Annotated in this window: 15 protein-coding genes; 10 read left to right on the top strand and 5 right to left on the bottom strand. The window is 68.5% G+C overall.

What is annotated here, in order from left to right; all coding sequences use genetic code 11:
* The first annotated feature begins 9 nt into the window (after positions 1-9).
* Complete coding sequence (locus tag EXQ71_01945) at positions 10-1,572, top strand: NAD(P)/FAD-dependent oxidoreductase (protein ID MSO86266.1); 1,563 nt, start codon at positions 10-12, stop codon at positions 1,570-1,572.
* On the opposite strand, the gene EXQ71_01940 is transcribed toward EXQ71_01945, so the two are convergent.
* Positions 1,569-3,599 (bottom strand): S9 family peptidase, encoded by a 2,031-nt coding sequence (locus EXQ71_01940; protein MSO86265.1) that lies wholly within the window; start codon positions 3,597-3,599, stop codon positions 1,569-1,571. The two genes, EXQ71_01945 and EXQ71_01940, sit on opposite strands and share 4 nt — an antisense overlap.
* Positions 3,600-3,824: 225 nt before the next feature.
* On the opposite strand from EXQ71_01940, the gene EXQ71_01935 reads away from it, so the two are divergent.
* Entirely contained in the window at positions 3,825-4,247 is a 423-nt protein-coding gene (locus EXQ71_01935; protein ID MSO86264.1) for a cupin domain-containing protein, read from the top strand.
* Positions 4,248-4,303: 56 nt separating this feature from the next.
* A complete protein-coding gene (locus tag EXQ71_01930; GenBank protein ID MSO86263.1) occupies positions 4,304-4,738 on the top strand; it encodes a DoxX family membrane protein in 435 nt (144 codons plus the stop codon).
* A 24-nt stretch (positions 4,739-4,762) separates the two neighbouring features.
* On the opposite strand, the gene EXQ71_01925 is transcribed toward EXQ71_01930, so the two are convergent.
* The gene (locus EXQ71_01925; protein ID MSO86262.1) at positions 4,763-5,947 is read right to left on the bottom strand and encodes a class A beta-lactamase-related serine hydrolase; all 1,185 of its coding nucleotides are present in this window, start codon (positions 5,945-5,947) and stop codon (positions 4,763-4,765) included.
* 98 nt (positions 5,948-6,045) lie between these two features.
* Here EXQ71_01925 and EXQ71_01920 point away from each other — a divergent pair, with 98 nt between their 5' ends.
* The 4 genes from EXQ71_01920 (at position 6,046) to rsmI (ending at position 10,011) form a co-directional block, all read left to right on the top strand.
* Entirely contained in the window at positions 6,046-7,566 is a 1,521-nt protein-coding gene (locus EXQ71_01920; GenBank protein ID MSO86261.1) for a GNAT family N-acetyltransferase, read from the top strand.
* Positions 7,567-7,710: 144 nt separating this feature from the next.
* Positions 7,711-8,787 carry a redox-regulated ATPase YchF gene (gene ychF, locus EXQ71_01915; protein MSO86260.1) on the top strand — a complete coding sequence of 359 codons (1,077 nt, stop codon included), beginning with the start codon at positions 7,711-7,713 and terminating at the stop codon, positions 8,785-8,787.
* A gap of 57 nt (positions 8,788-8,844) precedes the next feature.
* Complete coding sequence (locus EXQ71_01910) at positions 8,845-9,174, top strand: DUF192 domain-containing protein (protein ID MSO86259.1); 330 nt, start codon at positions 8,845-8,847, stop codon at positions 9,172-9,174.
* Between the two features lie 3 nt (positions 9,175-9,177).
* Positions 9,178-10,011, top strand: coding sequence for a 16S rRNA (cytidine(1402)-2'-O)-methyltransferase (rsmI, locus tag EXQ71_01905; protein ID MSO86258.1), 834 nt, complete (start codon positions 9,178-9,180; stop codon positions 10,009-10,011).
* Here rsmI and galT read toward each other — a convergent pair.
* A complete protein-coding gene (galT, locus tag EXQ71_01900) occupies positions 10,008-10,976 on the bottom strand; it encodes a galactose-1-phosphate uridylyltransferase (protein MSO86257.1) in 969 nt (322 codons plus the stop codon). The genes rsmI and galT overlap by 4 nt on opposite strands.
* 294 nt (positions 10,977-11,270) lie before the next feature.
* On the opposite strand from galT, the gene EXQ71_01895 reads away from it, so the two are divergent.
* Both EXQ71_01895 and mnmA read left to right on the top strand, forming a co-directional pair.
* Positions 11,271-12,434 carry an aminotransferase class V-fold PLP-dependent enzyme gene (locus EXQ71_01895; protein MSO86256.1) on the top strand — a complete coding sequence of 388 codons (1,164 nt, stop codon included), beginning with the start codon at positions 11,271-11,273 and terminating at the stop codon, positions 12,432-12,434.
* Entirely contained in the window at positions 12,431-13,468 is a 1,038-nt protein-coding gene (gene mnmA / locus EXQ71_01890) for a tRNA 2-thiouridine(34) synthase MnmA (GenBank protein MSO86255.1), read from the top strand. Before EXQ71_01895 ends, mnmA begins: the two co-directional genes overlap by 4 nt.
* Here mnmA and EXQ71_01885 read toward each other — a convergent pair.
* Together EXQ71_01885 and EXQ71_01880 are read right to left on the bottom strand one after the other, a co-directional pair.
* Entirely contained in the window at positions 13,426-13,818 is a 393-nt protein-coding gene (locus EXQ71_01885) for a hypothetical protein (protein ID MSO86254.1), read from the bottom strand. The genes mnmA and EXQ71_01885 overlap by 43 nt on opposite strands.
* A gap of 45 nt (positions 13,819-13,863) precedes the next feature.
* Positions 13,864-14,739, bottom strand: coding sequence for a hypothetical protein (locus EXQ71_01880; GenBank protein MSO86253.1), 876 nt, complete (start codon positions 14,737-14,739; stop codon positions 13,864-13,866).
* Between the two features lie 135 nt (positions 14,740-14,874).
* Between EXQ71_01880 and EXQ71_01875 the strand changes: the two genes are divergently transcribed.
* Positions 14,875-15,882, top strand: coding sequence for a hypothetical protein (locus tag EXQ71_01875; protein MSO86252.1), 1,008 nt, complete (start codon positions 14,875-14,877; stop codon positions 15,880-15,882).
* Positions 15,883-15,917 lie beyond the last annotated feature (35 nt).

The raw sequence follows: 15,917 nt of genomic DNA, 5'->3' as shown, positions 1-15,917 counted from the left end.
GCTGAGGGGGTGCATGACGCCGTAATCATCGGATCAGGTCCCAACGGCTTGGTGGCCGCCAACGTGCTGGCCGACGCCGGTTGGGATGTGGTGGTGATCGAGGCGGCGGAGAGCCCCGGGGGGGCGGTGCGCAGTGGCGAGATCACCGCACCGGGGTTTCGGAGCGATCTGTTCAGTGCCTTCTATCCTCTAGCGGCCGCCTCACCGGTGCTCCGCGAACTCGAATTGGAGCGGTGGGGCTTGGAGTGGGCGCGTGCGCCGTTGGCGCTGGCCCACCCCACGCAGGGCGGCCCGAGCGCCTGCCTCTCGATGGATGTGGATGTCACCGCCGCGTCGCTGGAACGTTTCGCACCCGGTGACGGCGACCGGTGGCGCGAGTTGTACGGCCTGTGGGAGCGCACGCAGGAGCCGTTCTTGGAGGCGTTGTTGCGCCCCTTCCCACCGGTGCGCGCCGGGCTGGGGTTGGCCGCCGCGGCGGGGCCGTCGTTACCCGAGTTGGTTCGCATCGCGCTCGGGAACGCGGAGGCCATGGGTCGCCGCTGTTTCGGGGGGCAAGGCGGCCGGTTGTTGCTGGCGGGCAACGCCGGTCACGCCGACATCCCGCTCGATGAGCGGGGCTCGGCGGTGGTCGGCTGGCTTATGTCGTGTCTCGGTCAGACGGTTGGCTTCCCCGCGCCGGTGGGAGGGGCGAGCGAACTCACCGCCGCGTTGATTCGTCGCCTGGAAGACAAGGGCTCCACGGTGCTACTCGGCCAGCCGGTGGAGGCCATCGAGGTGCGTAACGGGCGGGCCAAGGCGGTGCGTTTGGTAGCCGGCGATGTGGTGCCGGCCCGGCGGGCGGTGCTGGCCGATGTGGGGGCACCGGCGCTCTATCTCGATCTACTGGCGCCGCACCATCTGCGTCCGGGTCTGGTGAGTCGGATGCGCGAGTTTCACCACGGTCCCTCCACGGTGAAGGTGGACTGGGCGTTGTCGTCTCCGATCCCGTGGACCGATGCGGAGGTGTCACAGGCCGGCACGGTGCATGTGGGGCTATCGGTGGAGGAGATCGTGTCCACCATGGCGATGGTGGAGAGCGGGGTGATCCCGGATCGTCCGTTCCTGTTAGTGGGTCAGATGACCACGGCCGATCCGAGCCGCTCGCCGGCGGGCACCGAATCGGCCTGGGCGTACACGCATGTCCCGCAGGTCACGAAGGCCGACGCCGGGAACGAACTGAAGGGGGTGTGGGACGAAGCGGAGGGCGAACGTTTCGCGGCGCGAATGGAAGCCCGCATCGAGGCGCTGGCTCCGGGATTCGGGGATCGGATTATCGCTCGTCATGTGTTCACCCCGCCGGCGTTGGAGGCGAGCAACGCCAACTTGGTGGGCGGCGACATCGGCAGTGGCACGATGCGGCTTTCGCAGCAACTGGTGATGCGACCGGTGCCGGGTCTGGGCCGGTCGGAAACGCCGATCAAGGGCCTGTACCTGGCGTCGGCGGCGGCCCATCCGGGGGGCGGCGTGCACGGGGCGTGCGGGGCCAACGCAGCCCGGGCGGCGATCCTCCACCACCGGATGCGGCGCTTCTAGGGTTCGAGGCCCAACTGCCAGGCCAGGAAGGCCAGCACGTCGGCGCGTTCCTCGGTTTGTTGCGCGGCGGGCTTGCCCTGGCCGTGGCCGGCGGCGGCTTCGACCCGCAGAAGTACGAGGGCCGTTGAGGCGGCTTGGAGGCGGGCGGCCATCTTGCGGGCATGGCAGGGGTCGACCCGACTGTCTTGCTCGCCGGTGGTGATGAGCACCGCCGGGTAGGCCGTGCCGTCCACTACCTGGTGGTAGGGCGAGTAGGCGTGGAGCCAGGCCAACTCCTCGGGCACATCGGGGTCGCCGTATTCGGGGATCCAGAGCCGGGCGATGAGGAAACGGGGGAAGCGCACCATGTCGGTGAGCGGCACGTCACATACCACCGCCGCGCACAGGTCGGGACGGCGAGTGAGGCAGGCGGCCACCAGGAGACCGCCGTTGGAGCCGCCGCGGATGGCCAGGCGGGCACGCGATGTGCGGCCCTCGGCCACCAGCCAGTCGGCGGCGGCTTCGAAGTCGGCGAACACCTGGGGCTTGTTGGCGCGTCGGCCAGCCTCATGCCACGCCTCGCCTTCCTCGCCACCGCCGCGGATCCCGGGGATAGCAACCTGGCCACCGAGTTCGCACCAGGTGGCCACGAAGGGGCTCCAGGCGGGGGTCTCGGTGATGTTGAACCCGCCGTAGCCGGTGAGCAGAGTGGGGGTGTGGTGGCTGATGGCGGTGGCGGTGGCGTGCACGAGGAGCATCGGCACCTCGGTGGCGTCGGTGGAGGGGTAGCGGAGTTGGGTGACGGTGGTGCTGGCGATGGGCGGGCATGGCAGCCGCGTGAGTTCGATCGGCTCGGCCTCGGGGCGCCAGGCGGTCACGGTGTCGGGGCGGGTAAAGGAGGTGTGGCCTATCGCGATGATCCCCGGGGCACTCGGGTGCGCGGCTAGCGCGGTGACAGCGGCGAGGCCCCCGGTGAGCGCGGTGACCTCCGCCCGGTGGGTGCCGTCAGGGTCGTGGTGATGGAGGGAGGACACGCCGGCGCGTGTGCGCACCACCAGGAGGTCCGGGTTGGTGATGGCGAAGCCGGCGAGGATGTCGTCGGCCTCGGCCACCAGTTCGGTGATGAGGGCCTGCGGGTTCACGACGGCGGGTTCGCCGCCGCCGGGGGATCGAGGTGGATGGCCTTCCAAGGGCAGCGATACCAGGCGTCCTTTGGGGGCGCCGAGGGTGGTTTCGCCAATGAGGCGATGGCGGTCGAGATCTACCCGCAGTCCGGTGGCGGCTTCGATGCCCGCCACGACGGTGGTCCAGGTGTTGGTCTCACGGTCGAGAAGGTGCACGTCGGTTTGGCTCCAGCCGCGTTGTACGTGCACGAGCAGCCAACGTCCGTCGGGCGAGAGCGATACGTCCGGCCAGGCTTCTTTTTCGGGGAGGTCGGTGAAACACGGGGTGTCGGCGGCGGCGGGGTCACCCAAGCGATGCCACCACACCTGGCGGTGGTAGCCAGCCTCTTCCGCGCCAACCGCGGCGGGATCGGGATAGCGGGTGTAGGCGAAGCCACGGCTGTCGGGCAGCCACGCCACCGACGCGGCGCGGGTGTGGGGGAGGGTGTCGGGCCGCTGCTGCCCGGTAGCCACCTCAACGATGCGCAGCGTGGAACGCTCGTCGCCGCCGACGGAGGTACCAAAGGCCACCAGGGAGCCGTCGGGACAGGGGTGGTACCAGTCGATGGCGGAGGTGGCGGCGCCGCTGGCGGCCGCGGGGTCTACCAGCACCCGGCCCGGACCGGCGATGGGGGCAGCGATCGGCCGCACCACGAGAGCGGCGCGGTCGCGCTCTCCCCAGCGGTCGATGGTGAAGAGGTGGTCGCCGCGTAGCGCGGGTGAAGTGGCGGTGCCGGCTTGAGTGAGTTGAGCTAGGCGGTCGCGGAAGCCGTCGCGAGCCCGCACCCCATCAAGGGCAGAGCGGGTGCGAGCGTTCTGGGCGGTGGTCCAGGCCCCTACCTCGGAGGAGGAACCATCTTCCAGCCAACGGTAGGGGTCGGCCACCTCAAGGCCACCGAGGGTTTCGACAATGTCGTCGACTCGGGTGGCCGGGGGCGGCGGTACCTCACTCAGAGCCGTGGTCTAGGAGTTACGGCCGCGATTGGGCTTACGGCCATGGTTGGCCTTCTTCTTGCGAGCCCGGATGGTGGCCTTCTTCGTGCGCTTCGACATAAGGGAGACGACGTTACCGGTTGTCCTGGGGCCATCTCCAGTCTGCGACGATGGGGCATGGACGCTGCCGAGGTGATCGAGAACCTGAGACTGTCGCCCCACCCCGAAGGGGGCTACTACCGCGAGACATGGCGCCACGACCCCGGTGACGGCTCTCGGGGCGCCGGGAGCGCCATCTATTTCCTTCTGGCCGCCGGGGAGCGCAGCCAGTGGCATCGGGTGGATGCCGACGAAGTGTGGCATTTCCATGGGGGTGGTCCCTTGCGCCTGTCCCTCGCCCAGGACCGCCGCGGTCCGGTGCAGGAGCAGATGCTTGGGGTAGATCTCGCCGCCGGGGAAGAGCCCCAGCGCCGGGTTCCGGCGGGGTGGTGGCAGGCCGCCGAGCCGCTGGGTGCCTGGACCCTCATGAGTTGCACCGTCAGCCCGGCGTTCCGTTTCGAAACCTTCGAACTCGCCGAGCCCGGCTGGTCCCCGGGCTGAACCAACCGGTGGCGGCGGGGCGGCCGCATCGGGCCAGGAGCCTTTACCCTGTGGCCATGACCACTGAGCGAAGCCTTCTCAAAACCATTGCCCGTTGGGCGCTGGGTGTGTTCTTAGTTATCGCCGGCATCGGTCATCTGGGTCCGCAGCGCAGCGAGTTCCAAGCGCAGGTGCCCTCGTGGGTGCCCATCGACCCCGACATCGTGGTGGTGGCATCGGGGTTGGTGGAGTTATCGCTCGGCGCGGCGCTCATCTTCGCCGGCCGCCGCGCCGCGCTGGTCGGGGTGATCGTGGCGGGATTCTTCATCGTGATCTTCCCGGGCAACGTCGCCCAATTTGTTGAAGGCACCAACGCGTTCGGGCTGGACTCCGACTCGCAACGGCTGGTTCGCCTGTGGTTTCAGCCGCTTCTCGTGATCTGGGCTCTGTGGTCGACGGGTGGCTGGGGTTGGCTCCGCCACCGGTTTGGAGCCGAGCACCCAATGGGATAACTGGTTCCGGGGTGGCGATGGTGCTCAGGCCCTCGGCGTTGCGATGGCCCCGGCCCGGTACGACAGCGCCAGGCCTCGTGCCCCCATCCGCAGCGGGTTCCGGTCGAGCCCATTGGTGAGGTAGGCGAAGGACACTCCGGTGGCGGGATCGGCCCAGGCGACCTGCCCGCCGGCGCCCATGTGTCCGAAGGTGCGGGGCGAGTTGGTCGACGCGAAGCCGCGCATCATCGCCGACTCGGTCGGCCCGGCCCTCACCAGGCCAAGGGTGCGGTGGGCGGGAGCGTTGGTCATCGGGTCGATCAGGTCGCAGACCACCTCGGCGGTGCCCGCGGCCAGCCCGGCGGGTGGCCAGAACCCCCCCGGATTAGTGAGGAGCGCCTGGTAGTACATCGCCAGGTCGGCGGCTCGCCCCACCGCACCGCCACCCGGCTGACCGATGGCCCGCACCGCCGGGCCGTTGTGCCTGAGCAGATCCGGCTCCGTGCGACCGATCGCCGACACATCCAAGCCCATCGCGCCACCGAGGCTCGCGAGGTCGGCCTCCGACATCACCTCGCCCACCCCGATCACATCGAGCACGTCGGTTTGGTCCTCGGCGGCGGGCCCGAGGCAGAGCGAGTCGATGGTCAACGGACCCAAAATGTCCTCGCCCACGAAGGCCCGGAAATCGGTGCCGGTAACCGTCTCAACAAGATGGGCCAGCACCCAATGGGCCGAGGAGCCGTGGTACGCAAAACGAGACCCCGGTTCCCATTCGGGTGTCCACGAGGCAAACCTCTCTGCCCGCCGCCGGGGATCCGTCCAGTCGGCGTCGGGCATGGGGGCGTGGGGAACACCGGCGGTATGGGTCAACAGGTGCTCGACGGTCAGGGTGTGGAGGCCGTTGTCGGCGAAGGACGGAACGAGATCGGCCACCTGGGTGCGGCGCGACAACAAACCGTCGCCCATCACCCGCCACAGCGCGCCAGCGGTGATCGCCTTCGTGCAGGAGTAGATCACGAAGCGACTGCGTGCCGAGGCGCCAAAGGTGGCGCTGGCCAGAAGCCGACCGCGGTACGCCACCGCCATCTGACACGCCGGCAGCAGGCCCTCGTGTACTTCCCGGCCGGCTCGCTGCAACAGGCCCCCCAGCGCCGCCAGATCCAGCGACGCTTCGCGCCCATCGGCCACGGGGTACGAACCGGGATCGTCCACACGCTCGATGGGCACGTCCCGACCCTAGATGGGCCCGGACGGCGGGTAGGCGTCGCTTTCGTCCGGATGAAGGGTTTAGGTAGGGTTCCGCACTTCCTCGGTTAGGAGTTTCATTGTCTGCGCAAGCGACTCAACCCTTCACCGTGGTGCGGGTGCCCGCCAATCAGTCGTGTGCGTCGATTGTGGGGGCGGCGGCGGCGGCGGCTCTGCTCTCGGCCGGCCTGAGCGACTCGCGCTCCAACGAGGCGCGCTGCGTGATCGAAGCCCTGTGTCTCGATGCCGTGCTCCGGTGCTCGGAAAGCCCTGAGGATGAACCATCGATCGAACTGACCGTGGCAGTAGAATCTGAGGGCGTCGGCCTGCGTCTCCACGATCGCGGTCTGCCCATTTCGCCCGACCGAAGCGCCATTCGACGAGCCAAACAGTTGGCCGCCGCCGGCTGCGTCGATCGCCTGACGGTGATCGGGGTGTCGCCCGATGGTCCCACCGCCGACGTGTTCGTAGCCTTTCCCCCCGCTACCGGGCCGACGCCGGCCGCCGCCGTCTCCTCGCTCGACGATGTGGTGCTGGCCCCCGCTGATGAGGTGGTTACCTTCCGCCGCATGGTTCCTGGCGATTCAGAGGCCTTCGCCCGTTTGGCCTTTCGCTGCTATGGCTACGACTACAAACGGTCGGCCTACATCCCCGACGACATCGACGATCAGTTGCGGGACCGCACCCGGTTGGCCGGAATTGCTGAGAACGATGCGGGTGAAATGATCGGTCACGTTTCCTACCAACGAATCCGACCGGGTGGATCAGTATTTCACGGCGGTGCCGGCATGGTCGACCCCCGCTACCGCCAGCGAGGCCTCCTCGGGAGCATCGGAACCAGCCTCCACGCTTTGATCGCCGATGAGGATGTGGTGGGTATTATCGGTGAGCCGGTGATGGTGCACACGGTCACCCAGAGGCAAGCCCACATCGTGGGGTACGACACCGGCGTTTTTCTCAACTGGTCCAACCCCCGCCGCGTCGCCGGGTTTGATGACGTCGATGTCGGCGGCCGTGTTTCGGTGCTTTGCGCGTTCATCCCGCTCGCCGAAGTCCCGCACCGGGATCTCTACCCGCCGCCGGTGGCGGTGAAGCATCTGGCGGCGGTGATTGCTAGCAGCGGCATCGATCGCACGCTCCACGAACCGGAGGCGCCACTCGACCGGGACGCCACCTGCATCGTTCTGTCCCACACCGATCCCGGCACCGGTATCGCCAAGCTCGAAGTTGTCCAGAGCGGCTCTGATTTGATCGATCGAATCATGGAACTACTCGACGATGCCCTCGCCGGTGGGAGTCCCGTCGTGATCCTTGACCTGCCGGTCAGTGAGCCCTCCATCGGTTGGTGCGCGGCCGGCATAGGCGAACTCGGGTTCGTGTTCGCAGCGCTTCTTCCCGAGTGCGGCGTCGATGGCGACATCCTGAGATTGCAATACGTGGTTGATCTCAACCACGACTCCAGTGGATGGAAGATCGACTCGCCGACCACCGTGGACTTGGTGGCCTCCATCGTGGACGACGTCCACCTCTGGCACGATCGGCAATCAACGTCCCGTCGGTCCCGCATTCACGAGTGGCGTCAGCAAGCCCTTGGCGAATAGCCACCGCCCGGCCCCCCGGGGCGAATGTGGGCGGGGGATTTCCATCTCGCCTTGCGCCTCCAGCCACCACCAACTGCCGCTGCCAATCCCGGGTCTGCCCCCGGAGTCGCCGACGGGCCCGTAGCCCTCGTACTCTGCACCGCCATGGAGCGGTTTGGGTTCGTCGGTCTCCCCAATGCCGGCAAGTCGTCTCTCTACAACGCCCTCGCCGGCGGCGGCGCGCTGGCGGCCCCCTACGCCTTTGCCACCACCGATCCCAACGTGGGCATGGCCCGTGTGCCCGACCCGCGCCTCGATGCACTGGCGGCGATGAGCCACAGCAAGAACGTGGTGCCCGCCACCGTGCAGTTCGTAGACATCGGTGGTCTGGTGGCGGGGGCCAGCCGCGGCGAGGGCCTTGGCAACAAGTTCCTCAGCCACATCCGCGAGGTCGACGCCATCATCTTCGTGCTGCGGGCCTTCGCTGATGACGACGTGCCCGGGCCATCGGATCCGCTCGAACACCTGGGTGTGGTGGAACTCGAACTCACCTACGCCGATCTCGAAACGGTAGAGAACCAGATCGAAAAGCGCCGCAAGGCCGCCAAGGGCGACAAGTCCCTCGTGGATGAAGTGGCCGCCCTCGACCGGGCGAAAGCGGTGCTGGAAGCCGGTACGCCGATCTACCGGTCGAACCTCGCTGAGAGCGATCGAGTCCTGCTGGGGAACTACTTCTTGCTCACGAACCGACCGGTCCTGGCGCTGGTGAACATCGCCGAGGACCAACTCGAGGACATGGAAGCGGTCGTCGCCCCGGTGCGCGCCGAGTTGGCCGGCCGGGCCGAGGTGATCGGGATGTGCGTACAACTCGAAGCCGAGGCCGCCATGCTCGACGCCAACGAACGGGCTGAGATGCTCGAAGGTCTTGGCCTCGGTGAGGGGGCGCTGCCCACCTTCCTGCACGCCGCCTACAAACTGCTCGGCCTGCGCACCTTCTTGACCACCGGCGAAAAGGAATCCCGGGCTTGGACGTTCCGCTCCGGCTACAAAGCCCCCCAATGCGCCGGCGTGATCCATACCGATTTCGAACGCGGGTTCATCCGGGCTGAGGTCATCCATTGGGACGAACTCATCGACCTCGGTTCCTGGAGCGCCGCCCGAGACGTGGGCAAACTACGGGTGGAGGGCAAGGAATACGTGGTGCAGGACGGTGATGTGATGGAGATCCGCTTCAACGTCTGATGAGCGTCGCGCGCCATCGGCGTATCGGCGGTGCCGATGGCCCTAGCCTCACCGTCTGTGCCTTGGTTGTTGCGACAGGGAGAGGTGCTGGCCTCTCTGCAGGTGGCCGAGACGCGCGCGGCTCGCCGCAAGGGTCTCCTCGGCCAAGCCGCCGTGGATGGGGCCCTGCTGCTCCACCCCGCCCGGTCCGTGCACTCCATCGGGATGCGCTTTCCGATCGACGTGGCGTGGCTCGACAGCAACCTCACCGTCTTGCGCACCGCCCGCCTGGCTCGTCATCGCATCAGCCGCCCGGTGTGGCGCGCCCGATCCATCGTGGAAGCCGAAGCGGGAGCCTTCGCCCGCTGGAGCCTCGCAATAGGCGACCAACTCGAGTGCCGGGACTGACGCGTGCCACTCGTCCTCGTGGGTACGCCCATCGGCAACCTCGGCGATCTTTCGCCCCGCGCTGTTGAGGCGTTGCGGGCCGCCGATGTCATCTGTTGCGAGGACACCCGTCGCACCGGTCGTCTCCTGCAGCACGCCGGGGTAGAACGGCGACCGCTGCTGGTGGTGAACGATCACACCGAATCGCAGGCCATCACCGGGGTGCTCAGCCGCTTGGCCATGGGGGAACGCGTGGCCGTGGTCACCGATGCTGGGATGCCCGGCATCTCCGACCCCGGCGAGCGACTGGTACAGGCCGCCGTGACAGCGGGCTACCCCGTGGAGGTCGTGCCCGGACCCTCCGCCGCCATCACCGCGTTGGTGGCGAGTGGTCTGAGTGCCGGTCGCTTCGTGTTCGAAGGCTTCCTGCCCCGTCAGGGCTCGGCCCGCTCCGCTCGTCTGGCCGACGTGGCTCGCGAGCCACGCACCGTCGTCCTCTACGAAGCGCCCCACCGGATGGCCCGGACCCTGGCCGATCTGGCCGCCGTGTGCGGTTCGGATCGAGCCGTGGCGGTAGGGCGCGAACTCACCAAACTCCACGAAGAGCATTGGCGCGGCACGCTGGCGGACGCATTGGGGTGGGTGAGTGCGAACCCACCCCGGGGCGAGTTCGTGGTGGTGCTCAACGGTGCCCCCCCGCCCACCCCGGCCAGTGATCACGATGTGGAAGTGGCCGTGCGGGCCTGCTTGGCCAGCGGTGATACCGCCCGTGACGCAGCCACGGCGGTGGCCGCTCGCCTCGGTGTCCCCAAGCGGCAGGCGTACGCCGAAGCAACCCGTCAGCGGCGCCTCGCCTAGCCGGCGAGATGCTGGGCGGCTAGTTCCGGGGCGACGATGTTGATCATCACGCCGGTTCCCTGCTCAAAACCGGCCAGGCTGGTGAGCCGCGGCACGATATGGACGTGCCAGTGAAACGGACCTTCGTGGTGATGGGGGGCCGTGTGAAACACGAGGTTGTAGGCGGTATCACCAACGTGGCGGCGGAGGCGAAGGAGCGCATCGCGGATGGCTCGGCCCACCGCCACCACATCGGGGGGCGACGTGGACTCCAGGTGCACTTCGTGTGATCGCGGGATCACCAGCATCTCGTAGGGCGCACCACTCCAGAACGGACAGATCACCAGGGCTTGCTCATCGGCCAGCACCACTCGGTGCCCGGCCTGCACCTCGGCCTCGGCGGTCGTGCACAGCAGACACGAGCCCTCGTGGCGACGGAAGCCAGCCTCCTCCTCGGCGATCTCGCCAGGCACAAAGGGAATGCCGAGCAACTGGCCGTGGGGGTGTTCCAGCGATGCCCCGGCCTCCCGGCCTGCGTTCACGATGGCTTGCGTGTACCGAACGGTGGAGCGACGGGCGTGGTCTTCCATGCGATCGCGAATAGCCGCCATGGCCAACCCAGCTTGCTTGTCGTCGAGGTCGGCCCAACTTCCCGTGTGATCAGGGCTAAACACCAGCACCTCGTGCACCCCACTGGCGGTGGCCTGCGTCCACACCGGCCCAAGGTTCTGCACCCGCAGGGCGTTGTTGCCAACAAAGGCCGGGAACAGGTTTGGCACCACACGAACCTGCCAGCGCCCACTGGCCCCGTAGGTCTCCAGCGCCGGGGGAGTGGCCTCCTCGTTGCCGGGACAGAACGGGCAGAGGCGATCGGGGTCTGATTCCACCGGCGATTGCCGCGAGATCAATTCACCAGGTCGGTCGGCTCGTCCTGTCGACACAGTGACCCAACGACCCGTCAGAGGGTTCAGGCGCAGTTGGCTCATTGGTGGTCGAAAATGCCTCTATGCACAGGCACAAGGTTACCCTGGCCCCAGCCGAAAACGGGGACGCTGGCCGACGAGCAGAGGGTTCCTCGCCGCGGCGCTTCTTCACCTCCGTGGGCCGAGCGCCCCGCCGTCACGCGGGAGGGCCCGCTAGAATCTTTCGGTGGAATGGGTCGTTCGCGATGGGAGCACAACGGTGGATAGCCCGTTCGTCGCGCCTCGGTCCTCACCCCGGTCCCCGATGCCAAGGTTCTCGGCGCCCGCCGCGGCCTCGCTGGTGCCCCCGGCCTGCTGATGTCGGTCTGGCACTATCTCGACCACGCCGCTAGCACCCCGGCCCGCCCCGAGGTCATTGCCGCGTTGGTGCCCTTGCTCACCGAGGGTTACGGCAACCCCTCCGGGGCGCATGCTTTGGCCCGAGCGGCGCGCGCCGCGCTCGATGCCGCCCGGGCGGAGTTGGTGGCGGTGGTGGGTGGCGCCCCCGGTGATGTCGTATTCACCAGCGGTGGCACCGAAGCCGACAACCTGGCGGTGCACGGGGTCTTGGGCACCCGTGGCGGCGTGGCGGTGTGCTCCGCCATTGAACACCATGCCGTGCTCGATCCGGTGAGGGCCGCCGGGGGCCGTGTTGTGCCCGTGGACGAGCGCGGGGTGATCGACCTCGATGCGCTGGCCGACGCGCTCGATTCCAGCGTCAGTTTGGTATCGGTGATGCTCGTAAACAACGAGGTCGGCACGATCCAGCCGCTGGCTGAGGTGGCCGAGGTGGTGCGGGCCCGCGCCCCGGGAGCCGTACTGCACACCGATGCTGCCCAAGCGCTGTGCTGGCTTGATGTGCGTGCCCATACCGAGGCCGCCGACTTGGTTACCATCGCCGCCCACAAATGCGGCGGGCCGAAGGGCACCGGAGCGCTCTTGGTGCGACGGGGTGTGGTGCTGGAGCCGATGTTGCGCGGCGGCGGTCAGGAACGCGACCGCCGCAGCGGTACTCAAGACGTGGCTGGCGCGGTGGCCCTGGCGGCGGCCGCCCGGGCATCGGCGGCCGACCGCGAGGCCCTGGTGGCTCGGGCCACGATCTGGCGGGATGGTTTGGTGGACACCATCCTCGCCGCCATCCCCGGGGCCGTGGAGAGTGCGGCGGTGGATGGTGAGCGGTCCCACTTGGTGGCGGGCATCGCCAACCTCTGTCTTCCCGCGGTGGACAGCGAAGCGTTGCTGTACCTCCTCGAACACGACCACCGCGTGCTGGCGTCGGCCGCATCGAGTTGTGCCAGTGGTGCCCAGGAGCCGTCTCATGTGCTGGCGGCCCTCGGCCTGGATCGCTCCCTGGCGGGCGGTTCCCTGCGCTTGAGCATGGGATGGTCCACTCGGGAGGCGGATGTGGCCGCCGCCACCGTCGGAGTGCTCGAAGCGGCCCCCCGCCTCGCCGCTCACGCTCGTGACGGGGCACCGGCATGACCGCCGCCACCCGTGTCCTGGTGGCGATGTCGGGTGGGGTCGACTCGTCGGTGGCGGCCGCTCTGCTGGTGGAAGCCGGCCACGAGGTGGTGGGCGCCACTCTCAAACTGTGGGGCGGCGACTCGGACTCAGGCTGCTGCTCGGTAGCCGATGTCGACGATGCCCGCTCGGTGGCGCGACGGCTGGGCATCGACCACCACGTGTTCAACTTCGGCGACGATTTCGACCAGCACGTGGTGGCCCCCTACGTCAGCGCTCACGCGGCGGGCCGCACCCCCAACCCCTGCATCGAGTGCAATCGCCATCTCAAGTTCGATCGGCTCTTACGCCGCGCTGATGCCCTTGGCTTCGATGCAGTAGCCACCGGGCACCACGCGCGCATCGTCGAGCGACCCGATGGCACGCGACGCGTCCGGCGGGGGGCCGATCCGAGCAAGGACCAGTCCTATGTGGTGCATGTGCTCGATGCCGCGGGCCTGGCTCGGGTGAGTTTTCCGGTGGGACATCTCAGTAAAAGTGAAGTCCGGGCCGAGGCCACCCGACTCGGCCTCGCCACCGCCGACAAACCCGACAGCCAAGACGTGTGTTTCATCACCGCCACCGGCGGGCGCAGTGCGTTCCTCGCCGACCGCATCGCCACCCGGCCCGGACGCGTGATCGATGCTGCGGGAACCACCGTGGGATTCGTACCCGAGGTGGAATTGGTGACCATCGGCCAACGGCGAGGCCTGGGCCTGGTTGGGGGCAGCGAAGTGGCCTATGTGATCAAGGTGGATGGGCCGGCGGCCACCGTGACCGTCGGCGATGCGGCGGCACTGTTGGTGGACCAAGTGGTGTTGGAGGAGCTTCGTTGGGTGGGTGAAGCGGAGGCCGGCGAACTGCTGGCCCAGACGAGTGCTCATGGAACCCCCCAGCGGTGTCGCGTGGTGGGCACCACCGTGATGTTCGCCAATCCCAGCCGACGGGTGGCCCCCGGCCAGAGCGTGGTGCTTTACGACAACGACGAGGTGGTGGCGGGCGGCATTGTGGCCTGAGCACCTTGGGTGCGGTACCGGATGAGACAGCCCAAGGCGAAGGCCACCATCACTAGGTCCACGACGGTGAGCACGCGTCGCGTTTGTTCCAACGGTTCGCACGGACGGCGGGTTAACTCCCCGGCCTGGCGGGCCTGGCGGGCCGCGGCGCTGGGGATGGGCCGGCTATCGCCGCCGATGATTGCGGGGCAGGTGAAGGTGACCGACGCGGCGGGTTGGTCCTCCGCTACCGCCAAGGGGACGGCATCGGAATACGGCAACGTGGCCCAGAGGGCCACTACGGCCCCGAACAGCACGAGAGCCAAGCTGATTCTGCGGATCAAACGCTGGTGTGGACGCGCTGCAGCCATGCCCGCAGCGTAATCAGTGGCCGCGGTGCCGCCTATCGATGCTGCTTACTCCACCGGGAGGCGACGACGGGTGGCCTCGGCCAAGAGGGCTCCGGGACGGGTGGGAGTAAAGACCACCGACGGCACCGTCACCACCTTCACCGTGCGGTCATTGCGCCGCGGCGCCACCTCCAGCGGCGAGCTCACTACGAGTTCCACGGCCAGTCCCAACGATCCCGCGGTGAGGTCGAGCGTGTCGGGGGGGAGAGGATCACGCGCCGGGCCGAGCCGAGCAATCAGGCGCCGGGGAAACAAGACGGCTTCGTTCATCGTGTGCCGGTCGTGTAGCACCAGGCCGGCCGGTACGAATACCACCCAGCGCCGACTCAAGCCGTGCAGCGCCCGCAGGGCGAACCAGGCGGTTGGTGCACCGATCACCACGACGAGTCCGCCAGCCACCCACTGGCCGGCGGCCAACAGGAGCGGACCGGCCACCACCGGTGTGACGACGGCGATTTCGGCCAGCACGATGGGACCCAGCAGCACCGCGGCGGGCACCCGAAGGGGCAGGCGATACTCATCGCCATAGGCCGAGCCGTTCACAAAGCATTGCCCCGTGAAAGGAGAAAACGCCGCCATCACCGTGAGAGAACCGGCGACTAGGGCCGACACCGAGGCGACGGTGGAGCCCCCGGCCGACGCGGCCCAGATGGCGCTCACCAGCACCGCCGGGGCCGCTACCCGCAGGGCCGTGAGGCTCACGGTACGAGGCACCAGCACGGCCACCAACACCCCCGCCCAGGTGGCCCAGGCCAGCGCCGCCCCGGTGAGGGCAACGGCGCGACTGTGCTGCTCCAGGGAGGCGCCGAGGGCCGGGGCCACCAGCAGCGGCCCGAGCGCCCAGGTAACGCGTGCAGGCCAGGGGCCAGAGAGAACATTCATCGCGGCTGCGAGATTTGCCCACGCGGGGCACCTATGGCCATTCTCATGGCAGACCAACCGGGGGGAATGTGGCTTGGCGGTATCTGATCGAGGGCGAAGCCTGATGGTGGGCATCTTGTCGGGGGTGGCACCGCGATGAACCCGATCGACCTTCCCCGCGGTTTGGCCACCTCCATTGGGAGCCTGCCGCACACCGATCCGGCCCGGGCTGCTGCGCTGGTGTTGGAGCTCCAGCCGCGCCTGCCGGCCGCTCCGTCACTTCCGAACCGCTCCGGCGTCGAGCGCATGATTGCCCAAGCCGCCTGGGGTATCACCGGTGTGCGGGTGCTCGACGACGGTTCCCTCGTCGTAGACGATCCCGCCATCGACCCCCGCCATCCGCTCGCCGAGGAAGGCGTGGATGGGCCACCGTTCGTGGGTCTGCGGTCCTTTCTCGAGGCGGCCGCCGGGCGCCAGGGGCCCATCAAACTGCAACTCACCGGACCAGTGACCCTCGGCATCGCCTTGCTCAACGTGGGGGTGCCGGCGGAACGGGCCTTCGCGGTGGCGGGGTCGGCGGTTCGCTCTCGGGCCCGCTCGTTGCTCGCCGCCGCCACCCATGCCGCGCCGATGGCGCCGCTGGTGGTTTTCCTCGATGAGCCCGGTCTCGTCGCGGCCATGCATCCCAGTTTTCCCTTCGAGTCCAATCGCACCATCGACCTCATCTCCGGTGCCCTGGCCACCATCGAGCCCCATGCCGTCACCGGGTTGCACTGTTGCGGCCCCACCGATTGGGGAGCGGTGCTCCAGTCCGGTCCGCAGATCCTCTCACTCCCACTGGCCTCTGGGGCCGTGGAGCAGGTGGGGGCGATCAGCGCGTTTCTCGACCGTGATGGATGGGTGGCGTGGGGCGCCGTGCCCACCACCGGCCCGCTTGGTTCGGCTCCCGACCGCCTCTGGCACGCGTTGTCCACGGAATGGCGCGGGCTTACCGGGGGTGGCTGTGATCCGGTGCGCTTACGCGAACAGGCCATGGTCACCCCGGCCTGTGGTCTCGCCACCCATGGCGAGGAACAGGCCGAGCGGGTGCTCTCCTTCACAAACCAGGTGGCCCGGCATCTCGAAACCCAGACCCACGGCATGCACCTCACCGTCGGAGCCTGATCGCCGGTCCTGGCGCGAAGCGGGCGGTTCCCCGG

The sequence above is a fragment of the Acidimicrobiia bacterium genome, from assembly GCA_009694375.1.
Lineage (GTDB): Bacteria > Actinomycetota > Acidimicrobiia > Acidimicrobiales > VFJN01 > VFJN01.
This window is presented reverse-complemented; position numbering and strand designations above follow the sequence as displayed.

What these genes read in the sequence shown, in the direction of transcription:
- EXQ71_01880 (MSO86253.1), bottom strand. Translation starts at nt 14,739, where the DNA reads ATGAATGTTCTCTCTGGCCCCTGGCCTGCACGCGTTACCTGGGCGCTC.
- mnmA (MSO86255.1), top strand. Translation starts at nt 12,431, where the DNA reads ATGACCGCCGCCACCCGTGTCCTGGTGGCGATGTCGGGTGGGGTCGAC.
- EXQ71_01935 (MSO86264.1), top strand. Translation starts at nt 3,825, where the DNA reads ATGGACGCTGCCGAGGTGATCGAGAACCTGAGACTGTCGCCCCACCCC.
- EXQ71_01930 (MSO86263.1), top strand. Translation starts at nt 4,304, where the DNA reads ATGACCACTGAGCGAAGCCTTCTCAAAACCATTGCCCGTTGGGCGCTG.
- ychF (MSO86260.1), top strand. Translation starts at nt 7,711, where the DNA reads ATGGAGCGGTTTGGGTTCGTCGGTCTCCCCAATGCCGGCAAGTCGTCT.
- galT (MSO86257.1), bottom strand. Translation starts at nt 10,976, where the DNA reads ATGAGCCAACTGCGCCTGAACCCTCTGACGGGTCGTTGGGTCACTGTG.
- EXQ71_01875 (MSO86252.1), top strand. Translation starts at nt 14,875, where the DNA reads ATGAACCCGATCGACCTTCCCCGCGGTTTGGCCACCTCCATTGGGAGC.
- EXQ71_01885 (MSO86254.1), bottom strand. Translation starts at nt 13,818, where the DNA reads ATGGCTGCAGCGCGTCCACACCAGCGTTTGATCCGCAGAATCAGCTTG.
- EXQ71_01895 (MSO86256.1), top strand. Translation starts at nt 11,271, where the DNA reads ATGTCGGTCTGGCACTATCTCGACCACGCCGCTAGCACCCCGGCCCGC.